The organism is Fibrobacter intestinalis, assembly GCF_900167415.1.
Lineage (GTDB): Bacteria > Fibrobacterota > Fibrobacteria > Fibrobacterales > Fibrobacteraceae > Hallerella > Hallerella intestinalis.
Genome location: NZ_FUWU01000005.1, coordinates 45,353 through 66,351, shown reverse-complemented (window position 1 = coordinate 66,351; position 20,999 = coordinate 45,353). Strand labels below are relative to the sequence as shown.

18 protein-coding genes are annotated in these 20,999 nt (G+C 48.1%); 5 read left to right on the top strand and 13 right to left on the bottom strand.

What is annotated here, in order from left to right:
* On the bottom strand, positions 1-1,392 hold the full coding sequence (locus B5D40_RS02510; RefSeq protein ID WP_078775642.1) for an LptF/LptG family permease: 1,392 nt from the start codon (positions 1,390-1,392) through the stop codon (positions 1-3).
* Entirely contained in the window at positions 1,344-2,762 is a 1,419-nt protein-coding gene (locus B5D40_RS02505; protein ID WP_078775641.1) for an LptF/LptG family permease, read from the bottom strand. The genes B5D40_RS02510 and B5D40_RS02505 overlap by 49 nt, the downstream gene beginning before the upstream one ends.
* A 71-nt stretch (positions 2,763-2,833) precedes the next feature.
* Here B5D40_RS02505 and B5D40_RS02500 point away from each other — a divergent pair, with 71 nt between their 5' ends.
* From B5D40_RS02500 to B5D40_RS02490, 3 genes are read left to right on the top strand one after another with little or no spacing between them, the layout of a single operon-like run.
* A complete protein-coding gene (locus B5D40_RS02500; RefSeq protein WP_073303196.1) occupies positions 2,834-3,721 on the top strand; it encodes an outer membrane protein assembly factor BamD in 888 nt (295 codons plus the stop codon).
* Entirely contained in the window at positions 3,718-4,533 is an 816-nt protein-coding gene (locus B5D40_RS02495; protein WP_078775640.1) for a hypothetical protein, read from the top strand. Before B5D40_RS02500 ends, B5D40_RS02495 begins: the two co-directional genes overlap by 4 nt.
* Positions 4,534-4,544: 11 nt before the next feature.
* Entirely contained in the window at positions 4,545-6,038 is a 1,494-nt protein-coding gene (locus B5D40_RS02490) for a PHP domain-containing protein (RefSeq protein WP_078775639.1), read from the top strand.
* On the opposite strand, the gene B5D40_RS02485 is transcribed toward B5D40_RS02490, so the two are convergent.
* Genes B5D40_RS02485 through B5D40_RS02465 form a run of 5 tightly spaced genes read right to left on the bottom strand, consistent with a single transcriptional unit; the run spans position 5,995 to position 10,595 of the window.
* Complete coding sequence (locus B5D40_RS02485; protein WP_233134273.1) at positions 5,995-6,723, bottom strand: NUDIX domain-containing protein; 729 nt, start codon at positions 6,721-6,723, stop codon at positions 5,995-5,997. The genes B5D40_RS02490 and B5D40_RS02485 overlap by 44 nt on opposite strands.
* On the bottom strand, positions 6,720-7,847 hold the full coding sequence (locus tag B5D40_RS02480) for a hypothetical protein (RefSeq protein ID WP_078775638.1): 1,128 nt from the start codon (positions 7,845-7,847) through the stop codon (positions 6,720-6,722). Before B5D40_RS02480 ends, B5D40_RS02485 begins: the two co-directional genes overlap by 4 nt.
* A 1-nt stretch (position 7,848) precedes the next feature.
* Positions 7,849-8,784 carry a hypothetical protein gene (locus B5D40_RS02475; RefSeq protein ID WP_078775637.1) on the bottom strand — a complete coding sequence of 312 codons (936 nt, stop codon included), beginning with the start codon at positions 8,782-8,784 and terminating at the stop codon, positions 7,849-7,851.
* Positions 8,784-9,398, bottom strand: a complete 615-nt coding sequence (locus B5D40_RS02470) for an STAS domain-containing protein (RefSeq protein ID WP_078775636.1) — start codon at positions 9,396-9,398, stop codon at positions 8,784-8,786. The genes B5D40_RS02475 and B5D40_RS02470 overlap by 1 nt, the downstream gene beginning before the upstream one ends.
* A gap of 15 nt (positions 9,399-9,413) precedes the next feature.
* A complete protein-coding gene (locus B5D40_RS02465) occupies positions 9,414-10,595 on the bottom strand; it encodes a PorV/PorQ family protein (RefSeq protein ID WP_078775635.1) in 1,182 nt (393 codons plus the stop codon).
* Positions 10,596-10,598: 3 nt separating this feature from the next.
* On the opposite strand from B5D40_RS02465, the gene B5D40_RS02460 reads away from it, so the two are divergent.
* Positions 10,599-11,522 carry a tyrosine-type recombinase/integrase gene (locus tag B5D40_RS02460; RefSeq protein ID WP_304529085.1) on the top strand — a complete coding sequence of 308 codons (924 nt, stop codon included), beginning with the start codon at positions 10,599-10,601 and terminating at the stop codon, positions 11,520-11,522.
* 235 nt (positions 11,523-11,757) lie between these two features.
* On the opposite strand, the gene guaB is transcribed toward B5D40_RS02460, so the two are convergent.
* From guaB to B5D40_RS02440, 4 genes are all read right to left on the bottom strand, one after another.
* Positions 11,758-13,209, bottom strand: a complete 1,452-nt coding sequence (guaB, locus tag B5D40_RS02455) for an IMP dehydrogenase (protein ID WP_078775634.1) — start codon at positions 13,207-13,209, stop codon at positions 11,758-11,760.
* Positions 13,210-13,317: 108 nt separating this feature from the next.
* Positions 13,318-14,040 carry a hypothetical protein gene (locus tag B5D40_RS02450; RefSeq protein WP_078775633.1) on the bottom strand — a complete coding sequence of 241 codons (723 nt, stop codon included), beginning with the start codon at positions 14,038-14,040 and terminating at the stop codon, positions 13,318-13,320.
* An 87-nt stretch (positions 14,041-14,127) separates the two neighbouring features.
* Positions 14,128-14,682 carry an aminoacyl-tRNA hydrolase gene (gene pth, locus B5D40_RS02445; protein WP_078775632.1) on the bottom strand — a complete coding sequence of 185 codons (555 nt, stop codon included), beginning with the start codon at positions 14,680-14,682 and terminating at the stop codon, positions 14,128-14,130.
* Positions 14,683-14,694: 12 nt separating this feature from the next.
* Positions 14,695-15,978, bottom strand: a complete 1,284-nt coding sequence (locus B5D40_RS02440) for a bifunctional folylpolyglutamate synthase/dihydrofolate synthase (RefSeq protein ID WP_078775631.1) — start codon at positions 15,976-15,978, stop codon at positions 14,695-14,697.
* 30 nt (positions 15,979-16,008) lie between these two features.
* On the opposite strand from B5D40_RS02440, the gene B5D40_RS02435 reads away from it, so the two are divergent.
* Positions 16,009-16,872, top strand: a complete 864-nt coding sequence (locus B5D40_RS02435; protein ID WP_078775630.1) for a radical SAM protein — start codon at positions 16,009-16,011, stop codon at positions 16,870-16,872.
* A gap of 9 nt (positions 16,873-16,881) precedes the next feature.
* Here B5D40_RS02435 and B5D40_RS02430 read toward each other — a convergent pair whose 3' ends face one another.
* Together B5D40_RS02430 and B5D40_RS02425 are read right to left on the bottom strand one after the other, a co-directional pair.
* Positions 16,882-18,387: a carbohydrate-binding domain-containing protein gene (locus B5D40_RS02430; RefSeq protein ID WP_078775629.1), complete on the bottom strand. Its 1,506-nt coding sequence runs from the start codon at positions 18,385-18,387 to the stop codon at positions 16,882-16,884.
* Positions 18,388-18,773: 386 nt separating this feature from the next.
* Positions 18,774-20,954 carry a carbohydrate-binding domain-containing protein gene (locus B5D40_RS02425; protein ID WP_158222133.1) on the bottom strand — a complete coding sequence of 727 codons (2,181 nt, stop codon included), beginning with the start codon at positions 20,952-20,954 and terminating at the stop codon, positions 18,774-18,776.
* Positions 20,955-20,999 lie beyond the last annotated feature (45 nt).

Genomic DNA, 20,999 nt, shown 5'->3' with positions numbered 1-20,999 from the left:
TTACAGACGGAATGATCGATACAGCATCCATATCGCAATCATCGCAAAAACAATATGCCCAATCCAAGCACCCAGCATCGGATAAAGCGCACCATTTTCTCCCATCTTCAGACCGATTCTGATAACTACATAATAGCTAAACACCAAAAGAATACCAACCCCGAACTTTTGAGAAAGCCCTCCATTCCGGCTAAAGCGGTGAGCCAGAGCAGCTCCAATGAGGAGTACGATAAAATTCATCACCGAACCGGAAAACTTGAAAAAATACGCCGTTTCCAATTTGTTCGTATTTTCTCCCGATCTCTTTTGCACTTCGATCTTGCGCAAAATGGTTTTGGCGTCCATTTCATCGCCGCGCTGGCGTTCATCCAAAAAATCTTCGGGAAGCAAAGTCGTCTTATTTTTCAAGCTTTCTCGAACAAAATGCCGAATCTGCACCACACCTTCTTTCAAAAACGTACGCCGAAAACCCTCTTCCAAACGCCAATAGCCCTCTTCCAGCAAAGCGACAGAATCGTCGTCGGCCTTAAATCCGTTCGCCGCCCATTCCCAAAATGCTCCAGCCGATTTCAGCAACTTCTGTTTCCAAGAAATTTCTTCATTTTCCAAAAGGGAATCCTGTTTCAAAGAATCAGCGAACGAATCCGGAGCGACTTCCGTCCTTTCCGATTTTTCCACCGATTTTCCTTCTTCCCGACGGACGGCGTGTTTCCGAACTTTATTTAAAGCACCCTGCGATTTCGGCGCGCTCGTATCCGGTTCAATCCAACGCAAACGCTTGGCATCATAACGCTCGTAAAGATCGCCATCGCGGTAAATCAGCAGAACGACATCTCTTCCGACTTTGGTCGTGCCTCCATAAGAGCGCATAAACCAGCTGGTTCTATCGCCGGAAATATACACGAAATCCCTTTTGTCCTTGATTCTCGGATCGCGACGCTGCTGCGAAAGCGGTTCCATAATTTTATAACGCTCGTGATTGGCGTCGGGAAGAATTTTGGCATCGAGATAAAAAGAAAAAAGGGTGACCAAAACGCCCACGCCAAAAACAGGGACAAGGACGCGAAACGGGCTGCGCCCGGATTGCTGAATCGCCGTGATTTCCAAATGGCGCGACATATTGCCAACGGAAGCGACCACTCCGATAAAAAGAGCAACAGGCGTAACCAGATACACGATATAGGGCAAATACGCCAAGTAATATTCTCGAACATCCGCCATATCCCGAAGCAACCACGTCCGGATATTCCCCACAAAATCGATGACGATGAACATGAAGACGGCGCCCAAAAGCACCAGCAGGAACATCCGCAAAAAATTGCCGATCAGGTAGCGGGAAAATTTCATGGCGTATTCTCCGGCAGGGATTTTTTTCGGCGGATTTTTCGCCACAGAACAAGAACGAAATTTTTGAGTTGTCCCAGCGGCGACGTGCCCGAATAGCGGTCCCGATACATTTTCCACATGAAAATAACGCCGACGGTTCCGATGATCGCATTTGAAATCCACATTGCCAAAACCGGCGAAACGATCAAGCGATCCGCCAGATTTTCGCCTCCGATAAGGCACACCCAATACAGCACAAAAAAAGCGATACTGTAAATGATTCCCGTTCCAATGCCCCCCTTGCGAGCCATAATTCCCAAAGGTGCGCCAATCAGTACAAAGACAAAACAAGCAACTCCCGTACTGAATTTTTTGTGCACTTCGACCCAATACTGCGCTTGCCGTTTCCTTTCATTCAGCACACGCTCCGATGTGCGATGCACCAAACGCAACCGGGTTCGTTCCGCAATAGAAACATCCCGCAAAGCGCGAACGTGGCGCAAAGAATCCGAAGTCAATTCCCAATTTTCGTTTCGAGGAATAATCGAATCCCCCAGAACAAGGGAACGCAACCGGTTGAGATCTGGAAATAGCGAACCTCGCGATTCCTGAACAATTGCCCGTTCATTTTTTTCCGCTTCGTGTATCACGTCCAACATCATTTCCACGGGCATTTCCCGATCGCTTCGATGCTTGCGATCCCGGCGTTCCAAACGGTCATTGACATTTTTGACGGCAAAATCCTCCGACGAAAAACGGATGCGGAAATACTGCGCCGGATCGTCTTTTTCCACCATGTGATTTTCTCCGCTTTTCAAGCGAAGCATCAGCGTGGCGCCGTGATCGGCGTAATCCATCGTTGCACTGTCCGCCAAAACAACCCGGGGCGGTCCCATTCCTTCGGTTTCAAATATCTGGATTCCATAGAGCGTTCCCGTCACCGGATCAATCCTATCGACCCAAAGCTGCACTCCGGGAAATTGCGTCGTGAGTTTTCCTGCATCGATAAACGCATGCGGTTTTTTCCGCGAAACGGCACTCATCAATTCGACCGATTTATGATTCGCTTCGGGCAAAATCCAATTGTTAAAAAGGATCAAAAGTTCCGAAATCAAAACGCCCACCAGCAACACGGGTCGCATCATCCGCAAAGGCGAAACCCCAGCCGCTTTCATCGCGGTGATTTCCTGATCCCCAGAAAGCCTCCCGAAAGCCATCAAGCAGGCTACAAGAACCGCCATAGGAATCGACAAGGAAAGCATCCAGACGATATTCAGCGCAAAAATTTCCAGCACGGTAGAAATCGGCAGCCCTTTCGACAGAACATTGTCGAGAATAGTCACCAGAAAATCCACGACAAAAAGGAATGTGATGACAAACAGCGCAAGCAAAAAGGGCGCTATATGTTCTTTCAGCACATACCGAACCAGAATCATAAAATTTCTAAACTCATTTTTTTGCTAATTTAGTAACTTGTTAACCGTTCCATTCTTTCCAAGACGGACCAATGCGCACAAACAAATACATCTCGCTCTTAGGATTTTTCGCTATATTCGCGTTTCTTTTTTCTGCTTGCGCCCCGGAAGGGGGCGGAGACCGCACGCAAATGTGCAAGAACCGTTTCGACAGCGCAGACAAGGATTTTAAAGCCGGACGTTACGGACGGGTAAAAGAACCTCTCGAAGAAATTTTGAACCTTTGCATTGGCACGGGCTACATGGAGCAGACGCAATTTCTGCTTGCCGAAAGCTATTTCAATCTGGAAGAATGGCTCGAAGCAAGAGGGGAATACGGCAGTTTCATCAACAATTTTCCCAGTTCCCCGTTCATAGAAACCGCAGAATTTCGCAAGGCGGTCTCCTCGTTCAATATCGAATACAACATCGACCGGGACGAAACCAACACGACCCTCGCCATGAAAGATTTTGAAAAATTCATTTCCAACTATCCGGAATCTCCGCTGCTGGATTCCGTGAATCATTACATGCTCTTGTTGCTGGAGCGCCGTGCAGAACGGGATTTTCGGACAGCCCGCCTATATCGCAAACTCGGCCACCCCCAATCTACCGTCATCTACATGAAAGAATTTCTGGATCTTTTCCCACAGAGCAAGCGCAGACCGGAAGCTCTCTATTTGCTCGTGGAAAGCTACGCGGAACTCGACCAATTTGAATCCGCACGCTACTATTTGGAAAATTACCGCACGACTGTTCCGGACAGCATTCAAAAGCGCCTGGAATCGGTAGAAAGCCAAGAGAAATACATCGCCAAATTGGAAAAGAAATTCCAGAAACGGATTCAAAAGGAACAGGCCGAAAAACTGCTCGCCAAAAAAGAAGCGAAAGAAGAAGCGGATGCCCACCCGGATGACGAAGAAGAGGACGACGACGAGTGAAAAAGTTTCTGCTTGCCTTGGCATTTTTCTGCGCAAGCCTTTCCGCCGCGGATTCATCCATTGCGTTCACGGTGGATTCCACCCGTTCCCAAGAAACGTCATCATCCAAATCCGGAGACGACAAAAGCATTCTTTCTTTTTTCATTCAGCCGTCCATTTCATTTTTGGGATTTGACAACCGCGATAAATTTCAATCCCAGATAGACACCATCTACAAGAAATTTCGGGAAGATGCTTTGACCGAAGCGGAATCCGCCTACGTCGCCAAGCAGGATTTTCAAAACGTGAATTTTTGCTTCCCGATTACCGCAGGCATTCAATGGCAATGGCGAACCGGGCATTTTATCAGCGCGGGTTTCGGATTCATCTACGACAACGAATCCGTCATCGTCACCGACCGCAAAGATAAAATCCACGATTACAGCTATACGCTGCAAGGATTTCCCTTGTATCTAGAATACCGTATGGCATTTTCTCCCCATCTGATCAGCCTTTCTAACGCGAGCCTTTTTAGCATTGCCGTACGCTGGTACTGGATGCTTCCCGGAACAGAAATATATTCCAGCTGGGGGCATATCGAAGCCGAAACAAAGCCGTGGGGAAATGGATTCGGAGTCAGTTTGGGCTATCTCGTCGCCACCTGGAAAAGCATCAACATCTACGGCGATATCGGATACTCCCGCATTATCGTTCAGTCGGACGATCCGTTTTCCAAAGTAGTCCCGGACACCGATACCGACAAAGCCAAATGGGATTTAGGCGGTCTCATGCTGCAATTCCGATTCAGTTTCGGCGTCATCAACCAGAAATAACAAGAGCGGCCATGCCGGAATATGCGGAAATCCATTACAAGTTCAAGCTTCCCTGGTCCCTTCTTTACAAGAAAGAGCCGGAAATCCTCATCGACGCGCCTTTCCAAATCGTTCCCGATGAATCCGTCAAGCTTTTCGTCGTCATCCGGGAAGCCAACCGGTACCCCATTTTTGTACACTCTTTAACGGCGACATTTTCTTGCGGCAAAGAACGTTTTCAAAAAGAGGAACGCATCGGCGAATCCATCAGCTCGCCATTCTATTTTCGGAGCGTAGATTGCGGGAAAATTCCTCCGGGGAAATACGAAGTGGACGCCGTGCTCCATGTGCAATTCGGCAAATCTGAAAAGCGCATTCGCCGGTTCAACCTCACCGGATTAAATCCCTCGCCGCTTTGCATTACCGTACTCAAAGAACCCGTCCCCAAACCCAAGGATTATCTTGCGGGAGACACTCACGTTCACACCAGCCTATCCGCGGATCCCGTTGAATTTGGCGCATCCCCTGCCGTTTTACAACAAGCGGCAAAAGCCGTCGGTTTGGATTTTGTTTTTTGCACGGACCATTCCTACGACTTTGCTTTTAGCGAATCCGACTATATGCAACGCACCGATGCCAACGCGCGTTACGAGAACCTCCAAAAAAAAATTGCCGAACTTCCTCCCTATCCCCAAATGATTGCGGGAGAAGAAATTTCCGCGGGAAATGCCGAAAATCGCAACGTCCATCTTTTAGTTCCCGGAAACGCTTTTTACCTTCCCGGCGAAGGGGACTGCGGGCGAAAATGGCTGAATAACGCGCCCACGCTTTCGATTGCCGACATCGTTTCTCAAGTCGATCTTCCCTGCATTGCCGCCCACCCCAAAGAACCGATGGGACGACTGGAACGCTTTATTTTTCGACGAGGCGAATGGAAAGAAAGCGATCTGCAAAAAAATTCAAAGAATCCGATTGTCGCATTGGAATTTTGGAATGGTTCCCGAGACAAGGGTTTTATTCTTGGACGAAAATTTTGGATATCCGAATTGGAAAAAGGGAATTACATTCTTCCCTTTGGCGGAAACGATGCCCACGGCGATTTGAATGAATACACAGGCGTTCAAATTCCTTTGTTCAAGCTCAAGCGTTCCCATGCCCACGTTTTCGGTTACGTCCGCACCGTTATTCAAAGCGAATCGCCCAGAAGCCTCCATCGAGGGATGAATTTGTATGTAACAAACGGTCCTGCACTTTGGTGGAAGCTTTCTCCAAGCGGAGCCACTTTTTACTTCAAAAGTTCAACGGACTTTGGGGCTTTAAAAACGCTATGTTTTTTTGGAAAAAAGAAAACGGAAATTCGAGAACGCCAAATCGACATCTCTGCCACTCGTTTTTCGGATTTTGAATTTTCTGCGGAAATTCCTTTTGGCGATTACGCTTACATCCGAGCGGAAGCCGAAACCGAAATAAATCGGTTTGCCCTTACAAGTGCCTGCCCTGCGCCGACAAATAACGTTCATACATGAACATCGCCAGCAAATTTTTGTGATCGATAAACGACTTGCCCGCCTCTTCGTATGGAAGGACAACAGTGCGAATCCACTCGTTTTCATCCGTATATTCTTGCTTTCGACCATCCAACCGTTTCAATTCTTCAGAGGAAACCGTCCGTTCAATCGCAAACAAGCGGATTCTTTCGTCCAAAAGTCCACAGCTGCCCGCATGACCGTCCAATTTTCCATCTGTGTAAAATCCCGTCAAATCGATGAGTTCTTCATCTTTGGCGTCCATCATCGCTTCTTCTTTTAATTCCGACAAAGCCACTTGGCGATAATCGCTCGACCAATCCAAAATGCCGGCGGGAATTTCCAAGGATTCCGGTTCCGAGATGGCAAATCGAGGCTGACGCACCAAAAGCAAATACGGTTTGCCTTCGCACCACAGCACGACTAAAATTCCCACCGCATTGCCGCGAATCAAAACAATTCCATGGACAGGTTTTCCATCGGGCAGCGAGGCCGTTGCCGTCAATTTGATGAACAGCGGCGAATGTTTTTTCTGTCGAAAATCCACCGAAGAAAAATGGATTTTTGAAACCACAAATTTTTTTTGCGAACGAGCAAGCCATGTTTGAAAAAGCGAACTCTCCAAAATCACCGTTCGATCTTCTTCCAAAATTTCCGGAGAAAAAGTATATTCAATGGGCATCATTCTTTTTCCTCTTCATGTCCGATAGAAGCATTTTTCCAAGCCAAGCGCAAGCCTTCCGCTTGAGCCGAATCCAGCATTTCTTTGTTCTGGGTCAAACTGTAAAAAATCCATTCCGATAAGGCTGCTGGGCCGCAGCCCGATTCTTCCGCCGATGGAATAAAAAGAACATACTTCGCATTAAAAAATCTTCCGGCAGACGCATTTCCCGAAAAATCGCCTTCCTGCAAAGCGGCGCACCGAGAAATTTGCCGGACAAAATATTTGGAATTGAACCACGTCGTATCCAGTCGCAACCGAACGGAATCTTCAAAAGACGATGAATCCACCTCCCAATTTTTGGAAAGACAAAACACCAGGGAATCCGAAGATGTATCCGCGCACACAGCCCGAATCGAAACCGCATTCGTATCCTTTAGTCGCCAAGAGATATTCCAAATGGTATCGGGAATGGTTTCGCAGGAGTCATGAATTTCCAGGCACTTCGCTTGTACAAAACGATACGCAAAAGAATCCACTTGAATAGAATCGTTTACCGCGAGCACGCCTGTTTTCTCATCAAATGTTCGACGCGGCAAAGCATACGGATCGTCAAACGCCGAATCCAAATACACCGAAAGGCTTTCTGCCTGTAAAGTTCCACGCCGAACCAAAATGGAATCCTTGAATGTAGCCGAAGCCGCTGCCGACGTATCTACATTTTCCGCAAACAATTCATTGTGCGCATTTCCTTCCACCCGAATTTCCCGGATATTCCTTTCTTTCCAAGAATCGGGGAATGCGATTTGCAGCACCGTATCCGGTCGAAAAAACGGCTGCGGACAATCCGTTTTTCCCGTATTTCCCAAAGCCAGTTTCACTTGAATTGTCGCAACCGTATCATTCGGGTATTGCAGATTCAGTTCAATATTTTTCAGAAAGCAGTTTCCAAAAGTCCACATACTGTCCAAAGAAAGCGCAAAAGAATCGCCGTAAAGATGAAAACGGCGTCCGGAATCCAGCTGCGCAGAAAGAACATAACCGTAACCGTTCAATTCAAAATCGTCCGGATAAATGCTGATTGGCCCATCATCCGATTGAGAACAGGAAAGCAACAGCCATAAAGAAAGCAACAGCAGACGTTTCATGCTAAATCCCTAAATCCATCCGAAAACGTTCCACGTCGCATTCCTCGACCAGATGCGTTTCCCTATAAAACTCATCCCAGCGAACAAAACGGCCATTGCGCAAAACTTCTAAAAAGAAAAAGGATTCGTCTTTGGGCGAAAGGCTTCCTATCGGCTCGGAAGATTCAATCTGCGCGCCGACAACCACATTCGGTTTTAAATACGGCAACCCGGAAATCCGCGAAAACAAATTTCCGCCATGATCCAAAAATAACTTGTATCCCAGCGAGTCCTCGGACACCGAAAGAACCCTGGCCGGAAGAATCGGAAATACCGGAGCTTCTCCAATTCCCATAAAAAGATCTTTCAAAAGCAGATTCTCTCGCCCGTGAAAATCAAAATCATCGGGAATCGGCAGCGCACCGCCAGAAAGCGGATTTCGCGGACAAGCGCCAGGATAACGGCAACCATCCGCCGTCACCCAAGCAAAAGAAGAATCTTCCATCCTGAAATGATAATACCAAGACAAAAGAGAATCCCGTTTCACTCCAACCATGCCCGGATTCCAAAAATCCGAAGTGTCCGCAATCCAGTAAATCTTCAACGGATACGAAGTCCCGGGAACGCTGGCCAAATACCGAAGAAAGGGGTTGTCCGGCAAATAAACCGACGCTCGCGAAGAAGGCACCGTCCAAGCACAACCTCCCCAAAACTTTTTCTTGATGACAAACGCCTCTCCTGTCGTCATGGAGCAGCCTTCCCGCCAGGAAACATCCATATATTCCTTTTCTTCTTCATGCCGAAAAAAATTTTCGACAGCCGAATAGGCTTTATAAAATGTTCCGCTGGCATAGCCCGCATAAAGCAAAATCAAGACGAAAAGAACCCGCAAAATAGGGATCCGTTTTTTCGACTTCCATTCCGACTTAAAAGATTTGTATTCGCGAAACGAATCCATTAGCGCAGAACGATATAAACAACAACGGCAGCAACAGCCGCAATTCCCAGCAAAGTCCAAGTCCACACAGAAGAACCGCGTTTTTCTTCTTTGAACGGATTGTCCATACCCTTGATGGTCGTATCCTTATGAATCGCATTGAAACTTTTGGTGAAGCGTCCCGTCACACGGCGACGAACCGAATGCATCGATCCGGAAGGACGACGATTTTCGCTCTTGACCTCCGCAGCCATCTTCACTTCGCCTTCCTCATTTTTCAACATATCCTCTTTCATCGAGAACGCCATCATGTCGGCCTCTTTCCGAAAGATGGTCAAAGTCTTGTCCAAACCGGCTTTTCGCAAGCAATCTTCCACAATATCGTGATCGGTAAGAACCGCAAAAACGCCGTTTTTTTTGGCAAGTTCCTGACGGACAATGTTAAATGCACTGCAAGCGTCGCTGTAAAGAAAATCCAGGCCGCTCAAATCAACGGCAATAAAAGCCGATCCTTTTTCCAATAAAGGCTCCACATCTTTCTTGAATTGTTCCGCATCAAAAGCGCCGATAGGCGTAACAGGCGCAGAAAGCAGATCAAATAGACCGGCAGCACGATAATTATTCAATTCGCTCATAGTTCTAATATACCTCTATTCTTCCCAATAAATTCCACCAGCGGAATCTTCTTCTGGCGTTTCCTCTTCGGGAATCGGTTCCAATTCCGAAATCGCTTCCTTTTCTTCCATCGACTTTTCTTCTTGAACAGGCGCTTTCGCCGTTTTTTTCTTGGGGAAAAGAAACAGTCCCGGAGAAACTTCCAAACTGACGCGATGCACCGCGGAAAGTGTCGGATGGGATTCAAACGCATAATCTACGCGGAGCCAGTTCGACAAAGCAAATCCAGCGCCTGCAGTCCAACTTTCCCATTCCGAAAGGCTTGAAAGCCCTGCGCGAAGCGACAAACCAAAATCAAACCGGAATTCCAAACCGGCACGCCCTCCGCCCAACCAATCCAACGGATGTTCCCAAAATCTTCCGCCGCGAACGCCGCCATCCCAATCCTCGTCCCGATTTTCCCGATGCAAAATGCCGGCACTTTGCCAATAAGCACCAAAAGTCCCGTAAAAATAGGAGACGGGCTGCTCAAAGCGCAAGCCCAAATACCATTCGGGGGAGCTGTATTCAAACGTTCCTTCTTCCCAGGTCGTTGCCGACGAGGTCCAGCCTTTCAAAAAAGACGAAACGACAAATCTCGGTAAAATGCGATAGCTTGCGCCCAAATCTCCACGAAAGCCCCAACCGCTTTGATCCAGTTCCCGATAGAGCCCGTGAAAGCCCACGCCGACATTCAAGCGTCCATTCAAAAAATGCCGTCCCCACGCCAGCGAAAAAACATAATCGGCAATCGAAAGCGTCTTATAGTCCGAACCTTCGGGAATCGGATCGCCTTCCGCAATCCAAGGAATATCGTCCGCCCCGAATCGGGAAAACGCGATGCCCAAGCCGCCCAACTCCCCTAAAGGAAATTGCACCGCTCCATAATCATAGCGAGTATCTTCATAGTAAGCAACGTGGCTAAACGCTACCCAGGAATTTTCCGCATTCGAGAGCTGCTGCGGATTCGACGTCAGTTCCAGCAAATCCTCTTCCAAAGCGATGGAAGCCCCACCCAAAGCGGCAGAACGCGCGCCCGCATGAATGTCCAAAGAAGCATTCGCTCCAACGACACGATCCATGGACCACGCATCCAAAACAGCGAACAGGCAAGCAAGCAAAACCGTTTTCAAAATTTTGCGGAACATCTTCCACAAGATAAAATTTTCGTTAAACATGGAGTGAAAAAACTTGTAGATTTAAACGGAATGGCATTGCTTTCGGAACACGCAGAAAATTTCATCCGGTATATTTTGCTCGAACGCCGGTTTTCCCCTCGCACGGCAAACACCTATCGGGAATCCCTCGCCAAATTTCTTGTGACATTGCCCCCCAATGCCGATTTGCATTCCTTCACAGCCCATGCAATCCGCACTTATGTTTGGAATCTGCGGCAACAGGAAGCTCTGAAAATTTCCAGCATCGATTTGCACATCGCCTGCCTGAAGAGCTTTGGGCACTATCTGGTGCGCAAGCATCTTTTCGACAGCAATCCGGCAGAATCCGTTCCCATGCCCAAGCAGCCCAAGCGACTGGTTTCTTTCCTTTCTCAAAAAGATTTGGCCAAAATCAACTTTCAGGAGATTGAAAATCCACCACTACCGATAATCAGGGCGCGCGTTCTGCTGGAACTTATCTACGGTTCCGGACTGCGCATTTCGGAATGCCAGAGCCTTACTTGGTTGCGCTTGGATTTTCAAAATCGCACCGTCCGGGTTATCGGAAAAGGCAACAAAGAGCGGGAAGTTCCCCTGACGCGAGAATCCATCGACTGGTTTAATACGTACAAATTAAAACTTGCCGAAGCGGGTCGCCTTGTTTCCGCAAAAGGAGCCGTATTTTTGAATGAGCAGGGAGAAGCGCACAATGTCCGCACTCTGCGTCGGGACATTCACGATTTACTTCGGAGCATCGGTTGGGAGGGAAAAGCGAGTCCTCATGTACTGCGCCACAGCTTTGCTACGCACCTGCTCGAAAACGGAGCCGACCTGATGAGCGTCAAGGAGATGCTCGGGCACGAAAGCCTTGCCACCACGCAAATTTATACGCATATTTCCGCAGAACGACTCAAGGAAAGCTTTAAAAAGGCGCACCCGCGGGGGTGATGTTAGGGATTAGAGCCCTTCGATAAACTCAGGGACCGGTTGTCGAAGCACACTAACCGGCGGTCGCTGAGCTTGTCGAAGCGTGATTAGTCAGAACTGAAAACTGATAACTGAATTCCCCTTGTGAAAAAAATTCCCGCATTGAAAAAAACTTACGATGACTATGCCATTTCATACAAACAAAAACAGCCCGCATTGCTGCGAACTGTTTTAAATCCCGGCAGCTTCCCGCTGACTAGGCGTGATAGTTCGGAGCTTCCTTCGTAATCGTCACGTCATGCGGATGCGATTCCCGAAGACCCGCACCCGTAATGCGCACAAAGGTCGCCTTCTTATAAAGCTCGTCCAGATTTGCAGCTCCAGCGTAACCCATTGCCGAATGGATGCCACCGATCAACTGATAAATCGTATCGCGAAGCGGTCCCTTGTAAGGAACGCGGCCTTCAATGCCTTCGGGGACGAACTTCTTCTCCTCGGTCACGCTGCCCTGGAAATACCGGTCCGCAGAACCCGCTTTCATCGCGCCAAGAGAACCCATTCCGCGATAACTCTTGTAACTGCGTCCATCCGCCAGAATCACTTCACCCGGGCTTTCTTCAGTTCCGGCAAAGAGACTGCCGAGCATCACCGCATTACCGCCCGCCGCCAGAGCTTTCACGATATCGCCGGAATACTTGATCCCTCCGTCGGCGATAATTTTCACGCCCGCTTTGCGAGCCGCCTTAGCGCATTCCACGACCGCCGAGAACTGGGGGTAGCCCACTCCTGCCACAATGCGAGTCGTGCAAATGGAACCCGGACCGATTCCCACTTTAACCACATTGGCTCCACATTTGGCAAGTTCCATCACCGCTTCCGGTGTGCACACATTGCCCGCACAAATCGTGAGTTTCGGATATTTCTTGCGAACCGTTTTCACCATATTGCGAACGCCGATATGATGTCCATGGGCGGTATCGATAACCACCATGTCCACGCCCGCATCGACAAGAGCGTGAATGCGATCCAGCGTATTCGCCGATGTGCTGACCGCCGCCGCCACCAGAAGCTGTCCGTTTTTGTCTAAACTCGCATTCGGGTTGATTTCCCGTTTCTGAATATCCGTCATGGTGATAAGGCCTTTCAAAACGCCATTCGCATCGACCAGTGGAAGTTTTTCAATCCGGTTCTCGTTCAAAATTTCCTTCGCCTTGGCAAGACTGATTTTCGGCGAAGCGGTGATGGGATTTTTCGTCATCACATCTTTAATTTTAGCATTGCGGTCCGAAATCATGCGAAGATCCCGGCTCGTGAGCATACCGACGACCTTGCCCTTGGAAAGAATCGGAAATCCGCTTACCTTGGTTTCCAAACGTTTCTGATAGGCGTCGCTCAACGGCTGATCCGCATCGAGAGTCACCGGGTTCAAAACGATTCCGGACTGCCAGCGTTTCACTTTACGAACTTCTTCCGCCTGGGCGTCTATCGACATATTCTTGTGAATGACGCCCAAACCGCCCTGCAAGGCTATTGAAATGGCAAGGGGCGCCGTCGTTACCGTATCCATCGCGGCACTGATAATGGGAATATTCAATTTGATATTGGGCGCAAGCTGCGTCTTGATTTCCGTTTGGGTAGGCAAGACCGAGGATTCCGCAGGGACAAGAAGAACATCGTCAAATGTCAAAGCTTCGGGAAGTAGTTTCATAAGGACCTCTTTTTGCACAAAAAAGATAGAAAATTTTGTCGCTGGAAAAAAGTAAAACGAGGAACGCGGCCAAAAGGAAGCGGAATGTCTCGTTTCTGTGGGAAGGAATTACTGCATCACTTTGAAAATGCCCGAAGCCACATCGAGATAGCCACGATGATTCTCCAAAAGCGCAGAGCCCAAAATGCCGTTTACCGTTCCTGCCGGCAAATGATTCAGGCTTTCGATTTTTTTCCGCAAGGCATCGGACAATACGCTGTAGCGAATGGGAAATGTAAATCCCGCGATTTTTGAAAGAGCCCGATAAACGGAAGCCGTTTCATCGCCAGACAGCAAATGAAAATCCTGACGATCCGCTTTGCGTACACAAGCGTCCAACCATAAAGAATCCGCAAAAGAAGTCGGCGTTCCCGAATCCAGAAGAAGTTTACGAGGAACTCCATTCAGCCAAATCGAAACAAATAGGCATCCTCCCACCATTTCTATTTCCACAGAATGCCAGTCGTGGGAAAGCGATATTTCTTCGGTATCAAATTGAATGCGATGCGCCGATGCATCGACAATGATTTTAAAAGGAGAAAGCCCAGAAAGTCCCAAAATTCGATCTACCGCCACACCGTCTAAAATCCGAGAAACGATTTCCGGATTCCTTCCACAAAGCGGCAATTCCGAAAAATCACGTTGAAAAGGAACCGTCACACCGCAAATTTCCAGCGGCGCATTCGCTCCGCCAAAAGAATCCGCCAAACCCATATCAACCAAAATCGTCTGTCCGTCTTTCTGGAAAGCGATAAGTCCGTCCTTATTCGGCAAAAGCTTATAAATTTCCATGAAGATTCTCCTTTTTAAAGTTCGTCCTCATCCGTATTTATAAGCATACATCCTTTTTGACAAAAAAGGACAAATAGCACAAAAAAATCACTTTCCGTTATAGCGTTCCATGCACTTTCCCATGCCGAAACGGAAATAGCATTCCACAAGAGCGGGAACTTTTGAAATCGCTTCTTCAAAAATCGGTTTATCTTCGGGAGGAAATTTAGAGAGCACCCAATTCGCCAAATCCCATTTGGGCGGACACTTGCCCACTCCAAAACGCACTCGCGGAAACTTGTCGCCAATATGTTCAATGATATTTCGCAGTCCGTTTTGCCCGCCATGGCTGCCATTCGCGCGAATCCGAATCCGCCCCACATCCAAGTTCACGTCATCGCTAAAGACCAGCAGATTTTCGGGCTTGATTTTATACCAAGTCATCAAAGCCTGCACCGCTTCTCCCGATAGATTCATAAACGTCTGCGGCTTGGCAAGGATGACCTCTTCCCCCGCCACGAGCACTTTTTGCGTCAGTGATTTATGTTCCGATTTCCATTCCCTGCTGGCATCGGCCAATTTTTCAACAGCGGTGAAGCCCGCATTGTGATGCGTATTCAAGTATTGCGTTCCCGGGTTTCCTAATCCTAAAATCAGATACATATCAAATCCTTTTCAAAGTGCTTTCGTTTTTTGTTTTCCATGCGCTTCGCTTTCGGTCAGTTCCATTCCCCGAAAAAAGGAAAGATCTTCAAAATCATCCCTGAGTTGATATATTGCACTTCCAATCATATAAAGCGATCCCGTGATTAAAACGGGCCCATCTGAAATTTCTTGTACCTTGTCCAAAAAAGGACGGGACATCTCTCCCGAATATCCCACTTGGCAGCCTCGGGTTTGCAATTCCGACGATATATCCCCTACTTCGCGAAATCTTTCGTATGGCGTTCTGGTAACGTGCCAAACAGAAATATGGGGAGCAAGCAAATTCAGCATTTCATCCAAGTCTTTATCGCGGAGAGCACCGAAAACGCAAGCGAGTTTCTGCTTCGGGAATTCCAGTTCCAAAGTTTCCGCTAGCCGTTTTACCGCATGGGGATTGTGCGCCCCATCCAAAATCCAGCGCAGCTTTCCCTCTAGCGTCCGCAATTTTTGCATTCTGCCAACCCAAAGCGCATGGCGAAGCGCATCGCGAGCCTTTTCTTCATCAAAAGCGATGCCTAAAAAATCGCAGGCAACAGCCAAAGAAAGAGAAGCATTTTCCGCATAATGATGCCCGACATTCGGGACTTCCAAATTTTCGACAACCGGGGGAAACACAACTTTGGCAGAAAGCGATTTTGAAAAATTCTCGGCATCCCGCACAAGTTCTGGAGAAATTCCGCCGGCAAACAAAGTCGCCCCCGCAGAAAGGATTCCCATTTTTTCATGGAGAATTTCCCGTTCCGTGTTTCCCAAAATTTCCGTATGCTCCATCCCGATGCTCGTCAGCACAGCCCTTTTGCCGCAAGCCGTCCGAGTCGAATCCAGACGTCCGCCAAGCCCCGCTTCTATTACCGCGACTCCCACATTTTTTTCGGCAAAATACAGAAAGCTAGCCAGAGTCAGGGCTTCAAAAAAAGAAATCCGGGTTTGCGTTTGTTCGGCGACATCCCTTACCTGCAACAGCAAGCGGTTCAAATCCTCTTCAGAAATGGGCGCATTATCCAACCGGATGCGTTCCCGCACATTCACCAAATGCGGGCTCGTGTAAAGCCCCGCCGAAATGCCATGCGCAGAAAGAATCCGAGAAAGGTAAAAAGCCGTCGATCCCTTTCCATCCGTTCCGACAATATGAATGGTTTGAAATTTTCGCTCGGGATGTTCGAACACATCCAGCAGACGTTCCATATTCTTCAAATCTCCCGTCATCCCAAAGGGAGCGAGAGCTTGCAGGTATTTTAAACCGGCGCAATTCATGCTTCTAAATTAGTTAATATTTCCCTGCCTATGAATCAGAACGCTTTGGAAAAAGCCTGGAGCGAGCATTCCTTGCTCTGGGACAAAAACCTTTGGGTCTATCCCGTTATCAGCCGCCGTGCCGGCGGTCTTTCCATCGGCATCAATTTGAATCCCGATAAAAAGTGCACGTTCAACTGCGCCTATTGTCAAGTCGATCGTACCATTCCCGGTTCCCCGCAAGAAATCGATGTAAATACTATCGAAGCGGAAATCGTACGGATTTTTGCTGCTTACGAAAAAAATGGGCTTTCCGATTTTGCCTTATTTCGAGATGTCGCTCCCGAAAAACGCCGGATCAAAGACATTTGCCTTTCTGGCGACGGCGAAAGTACTCTTGCCACACCCTTTGCCGAAATTTGCCAAATGATGCGCCGTTTACAAGACAGATACTCTCGCTATCTATTGCAGCTGACCTTGATCACAAATGCCACTTGCTTGAACCGTCCCAACGTGCAAAAAGGACTGGAAGCTCTGACAGAAAAGCGAGGCGAAATCTGGGCGAAGCTCGATGCCGGAAGCGAACGCTGGTTTCAAAAAATCGACCGTTCCCGAATTTCGTTGGAACAGATTCAAAAAAATCTGGAAAGCGCCGTTCAAAAATTTCCTCTGCGCATACAGACCATGCTGTGCAAAATACAAAACGAATTTCCCGATGAAGAAGAAATCCGTTTGTATATCCAGCGTCTGCAAAAAATTTACGTTCAAAATCCCAGCAACTTTTTGGGCGTTCAACTTTATGGCGTAATCCGGCGAACGGCTATTCCCGAAGTATTTCCACTGGAAAAAGAATTCTTTGAAATGGTCGCTCAAAAAATCCGAGAAACCATTCCCGTCCACGTCGCCATTTTCTGAACAAAGCTTTTACTGAACAGCTTCGCAAGACGTTGCGATTTTATTTGCGGAATCCCAGCTGAACGAACATACAGCACTTTCTCCGGCATAAACCGTGTAAATTCCTGCGGAAAAATCAGGAGACGCTGCAAATAGCGACTGGATATTTTTTTCCGCTTCCAATGAGAACACCGAAGAACCTTCGGCATTGCGAATGGACACCATCGAACCTTCGATGATTTCTGTCGGAAGAATTGTTACAACCGCATAAATATCCGCATTTCGGGGAACCATGGTGGAATCATGCCCTCCACCCAGTCCTACCCAAGTTCCACCGGAAACCGACAGTTCCTGCGTTCCTATAAACGGTTTGGAGCTTTTGGTTATTTTCGCATTTCCATTTATCAGCTGCAATTTTTCCGTCGCGCAAAAGCCTTCATCCCCAGCGAGAATTTCAAAATTGCCGTCAAAGACTTGGAGAGTAGCCGCATGGAAAGCATCCCCGTTCACCGTCCGAATTTTAAAATTTCCGCCAGCAATGGAATCGACATAAGCCGCTTTGACTCCCGCATTCCCTACATCCATAGTAAATGTCCCCGCCGAAATGGCGACCCTGCCTTTGTCCAACGGACGCGTTGCCTTATCCGAAGAAATTCCCGACCCGTCCCCCGTGCGCAAGTAGTAATTGCCGCCATCTTTCACTCGGACGGAACCTTTGCCTTTAAGCGCGTTGTTCAGCGCATTCACATAAATCGTCGGCGAATCTTTAATCACAAGGTCCGCTTTTGTATGGATTCCGTTATTGTAATTTCCCGTAACATACAAAGTACCATTTCCTTCAATCGTCAAATCTTCACGAGCATACAGGCAAGCTTTGGGAACCGAATCCAATTCCGTATAAGTGCCGACAGTCATAAACGCATATTTTCGGGCATCCGAAAAGATGTTTGTCGAACCATCAGCCAGATGGATTTTCATCTTGTCGCCAGCGACAAAGAAAAGCGGCGCATTTTCGGAATGGTGCAATTTCACGCCATTGAGAACCAATTCCACAGTTGCCGTTTCCGGCACATTAATCAAAATCTGCGCATCCGAGCAAGAACCGCTCATCACATAAAGCCCGGCACTTCCGATGACAAGAATATTTTCCGAGACCGAAACGGATTTGGTTCCCGCGTTCAAAACCGAAATTCCCGCATCGCTAAAAGTCACCAGCACTGCCGAATCCGGAGCCGCATACACACCCGCCGAAGGCGCCTCGGGAACTTCCCACGAAAGCCAAGTACTTGTGCTCAACGTATCGGTGTCGGTATTTTCGACATCCGGATTATCGCCGTCCAAATCTCCCGATTCCGAAGAAGAAAGCGTGCTAAATTGAGAGGAAGAGCTTTCCGCCAAATTTTCGGAAGAAATCCCAGAAAATTCCGAACTGCTGGAATCCGTTTCCGACGCATTTGAAGAAGAATCCGAGGAACAAGCGACAAAAATCGCAGCCACTACACAAAACCATTTTAAAGTAAACGTAGAATGTTTCATCAATCAACCTCAACGTTTTGAATATATATTAAACGATTCAATTCCATTTGCAAAAAAAAACTCACAAGGGGGGGGGACTGTTTTTGCAACCCATGTTTCTTATTCGCAGAATCCCTGCTATTAGTGATTAGCGACTAGTGGCGAGTACCCTTCGATTAGTTCGGCAAACGGCTGCTGTGCTTCGACAGGCTCAGCAACCGGTTGGAAGTTGGAACTGAGAACTAATAACTGATAACTGATAACCGAGTTCATCTTGAGAAAAAGAGTTCTCAGTCACGAAAAAAGTTCGCACTTTGAAAAAATTTTAATTGCAAATTTATCGCCATTTCCGGCAAAAGAAGTCCCGCCGAAAAGCGGGACTCCCTGTTTTGGTTTGGAGGATACAGTTATTTGTAATAGTAGCTGAGACCGTTCAGGAACGTCACTGAATTCATTCCCGAAACATCCACCGTCGAAACGGAAGAAATCGATCCACCATAAAGAATCATGCTGCCAGAACCCTGCGGTTTGAATGCCGCATTTGACGAACCGTAATAATTCGTATTCGTGTAAGAAGTCGCCGTGCAATTCGGGTATTCCTCAGTCTGGCTGCCGAACGCCAGCATCACGCCGCCTGAAATCGTATAGCCGTTATCCGTGTCAATAAGACCGCCGGTAACATTTGTAGAACATCCTCCGCTGGAGCTTCCGCCACCCGGCCCGGCAAAAGGCATAGAACCGCCCCCAGAGCTGCTCGTCGGGATTTCCAGAATCAGAACGCCGCCCGTTTGCGTTGCGGTGCCGTTCGCATCTAATACGTCGATATCACCTCCCGAAGCGCTCACATAGTGATAGCCCCCACGAATGCAAAGATATCCGGTTGAATTAGACTGCATTCCCCCACCCGGACCGCCCCAACCCCCGGTATTCGTAGAACCCGAAGTCAGACCCGCCGCATTCCAGCCGTCGTCTGTCCCATAAGTCGATGTCACACCACCGTCGAAGTACATATATCCGGCTTCCATTCCTTCGACTGCTTTGACAACATTGATATAGCCGTTATTCACATGGAGAGCCGAATCCGCATGAATACCGTCATCGCCAGCGGAAACAGTCGTTTGCCCACCATTGAACACAATGCTTAAATTGGAATGGATGCCGTCATCGCTCGTTGAAGTCACGTTCAGGATGCCCGCATGAATAAACAGCATCGAATCCGAAACGATGCCCTTCCCTGCGGATGCGTTGACCGTAATCGAAGGAGTCGTTGCGCTATCGGCGATCACGATGTAATTGGAAGCCTGGATGCCATCATCTTTGGAAGTGATAGTAATCGTTCCGCCGAGAATCGCAATATAGCCCTTGCCTTCAGCGAGTTTTGTCGCATCATCTTCATCCGCCTTAATGCCGTCACCGCCCGCTGTCAAATTCAAGGTTCCGCCCTCGACTTCCACAGAACGCTTTCCCTTGATGGCGTGCTTTTTCGCCGAAATCGTAATGTTCGGAGCATCCTTGATTTTCAAATCCTTGGTCGTATGGATGCCGTTTCCGCAATAACTCGTATCTGCGCAGGAAGCGGTGACCGTCAATGCTCCCGAACCCTTGATGGTTAAATCCTTTTTGGAATAGACGGCCGCTTTGGTGGTATCTGTCTTGTATTCGCCATCATCGGTATAGCTCCACGTTTTGGTCCGGGAACTGGCATCGCCCAAAGTATTGCTTGTCCCGTCGACGAGCATTAGAAATACTTTGTCTGCATTTTGCGCATAAATGGCGGCATCGTCCGGGCTTGTCAAAGAAAGGTTGTTCAAATAGAGATAAACCTTGGCGGAAGTATCTGCGCTCACGAAAATTTCATAATTCGAAGTCGTTCCCGTCAAAGTGTATTCTCCGGCGCAAAGAATTTTCACCAATGTTCCCGCCGTGTCCACGCAATTATTGTTATTCTCCACCGTCAGCGCGCTGCCGTTAAAAGAGAGAAGGGGTGCGGAACCATTTGAAATAATCACTTCCACCGAAGAGGAGCTTCTCAAGACATCGGCAAAGCTTGACGAGGAGTTCAGAGGATTTTCTGCCGAAGAGGAAGAAGCGAAAACCGTATCCGATGGAAGTTCTACAGAGGAACTGGAAGAAACCGCGGCGCTAAGATAAATCTTGGTGCAGCTGGCATCGTTAATATCATAATAATACATGCCCAAGGCATCGCGATAGAAATACTTGCTACCCAAAACGTTCAAAGGTGCCGTCGTCTCACCGCAAATGTAAGTTTCAATCTCTCCGCTCGAAGAAGAAAGTGCCGGAAGCAGGGAGTCGCCCTCCACCGAACTGCTAGAAACCGCCGGCGTTTCCGGATAAAGAATCGTCCCATCCGCTGCAACGAAATAAACGAGATTGCCAAAATCGTCCAAACAATAGGTGTTGCCTAAACCGTCTTCTAAAGGTTGATAATCGCCGCAAACCGAATTCACCGGTTCCAGGATATCCGCCTCTTCGGGCCCGCTCGAAGAATCGCTGTCGCTACAGCCGAAAAGGACCACCGACCCCGTGCAAAGCAGCGGGAAACCGATTTTTTGGAAAAAAGATTTCATAGAGGACTCCTTTTTTGGAAAAAAATAGATGCCGAATCCTTTCTT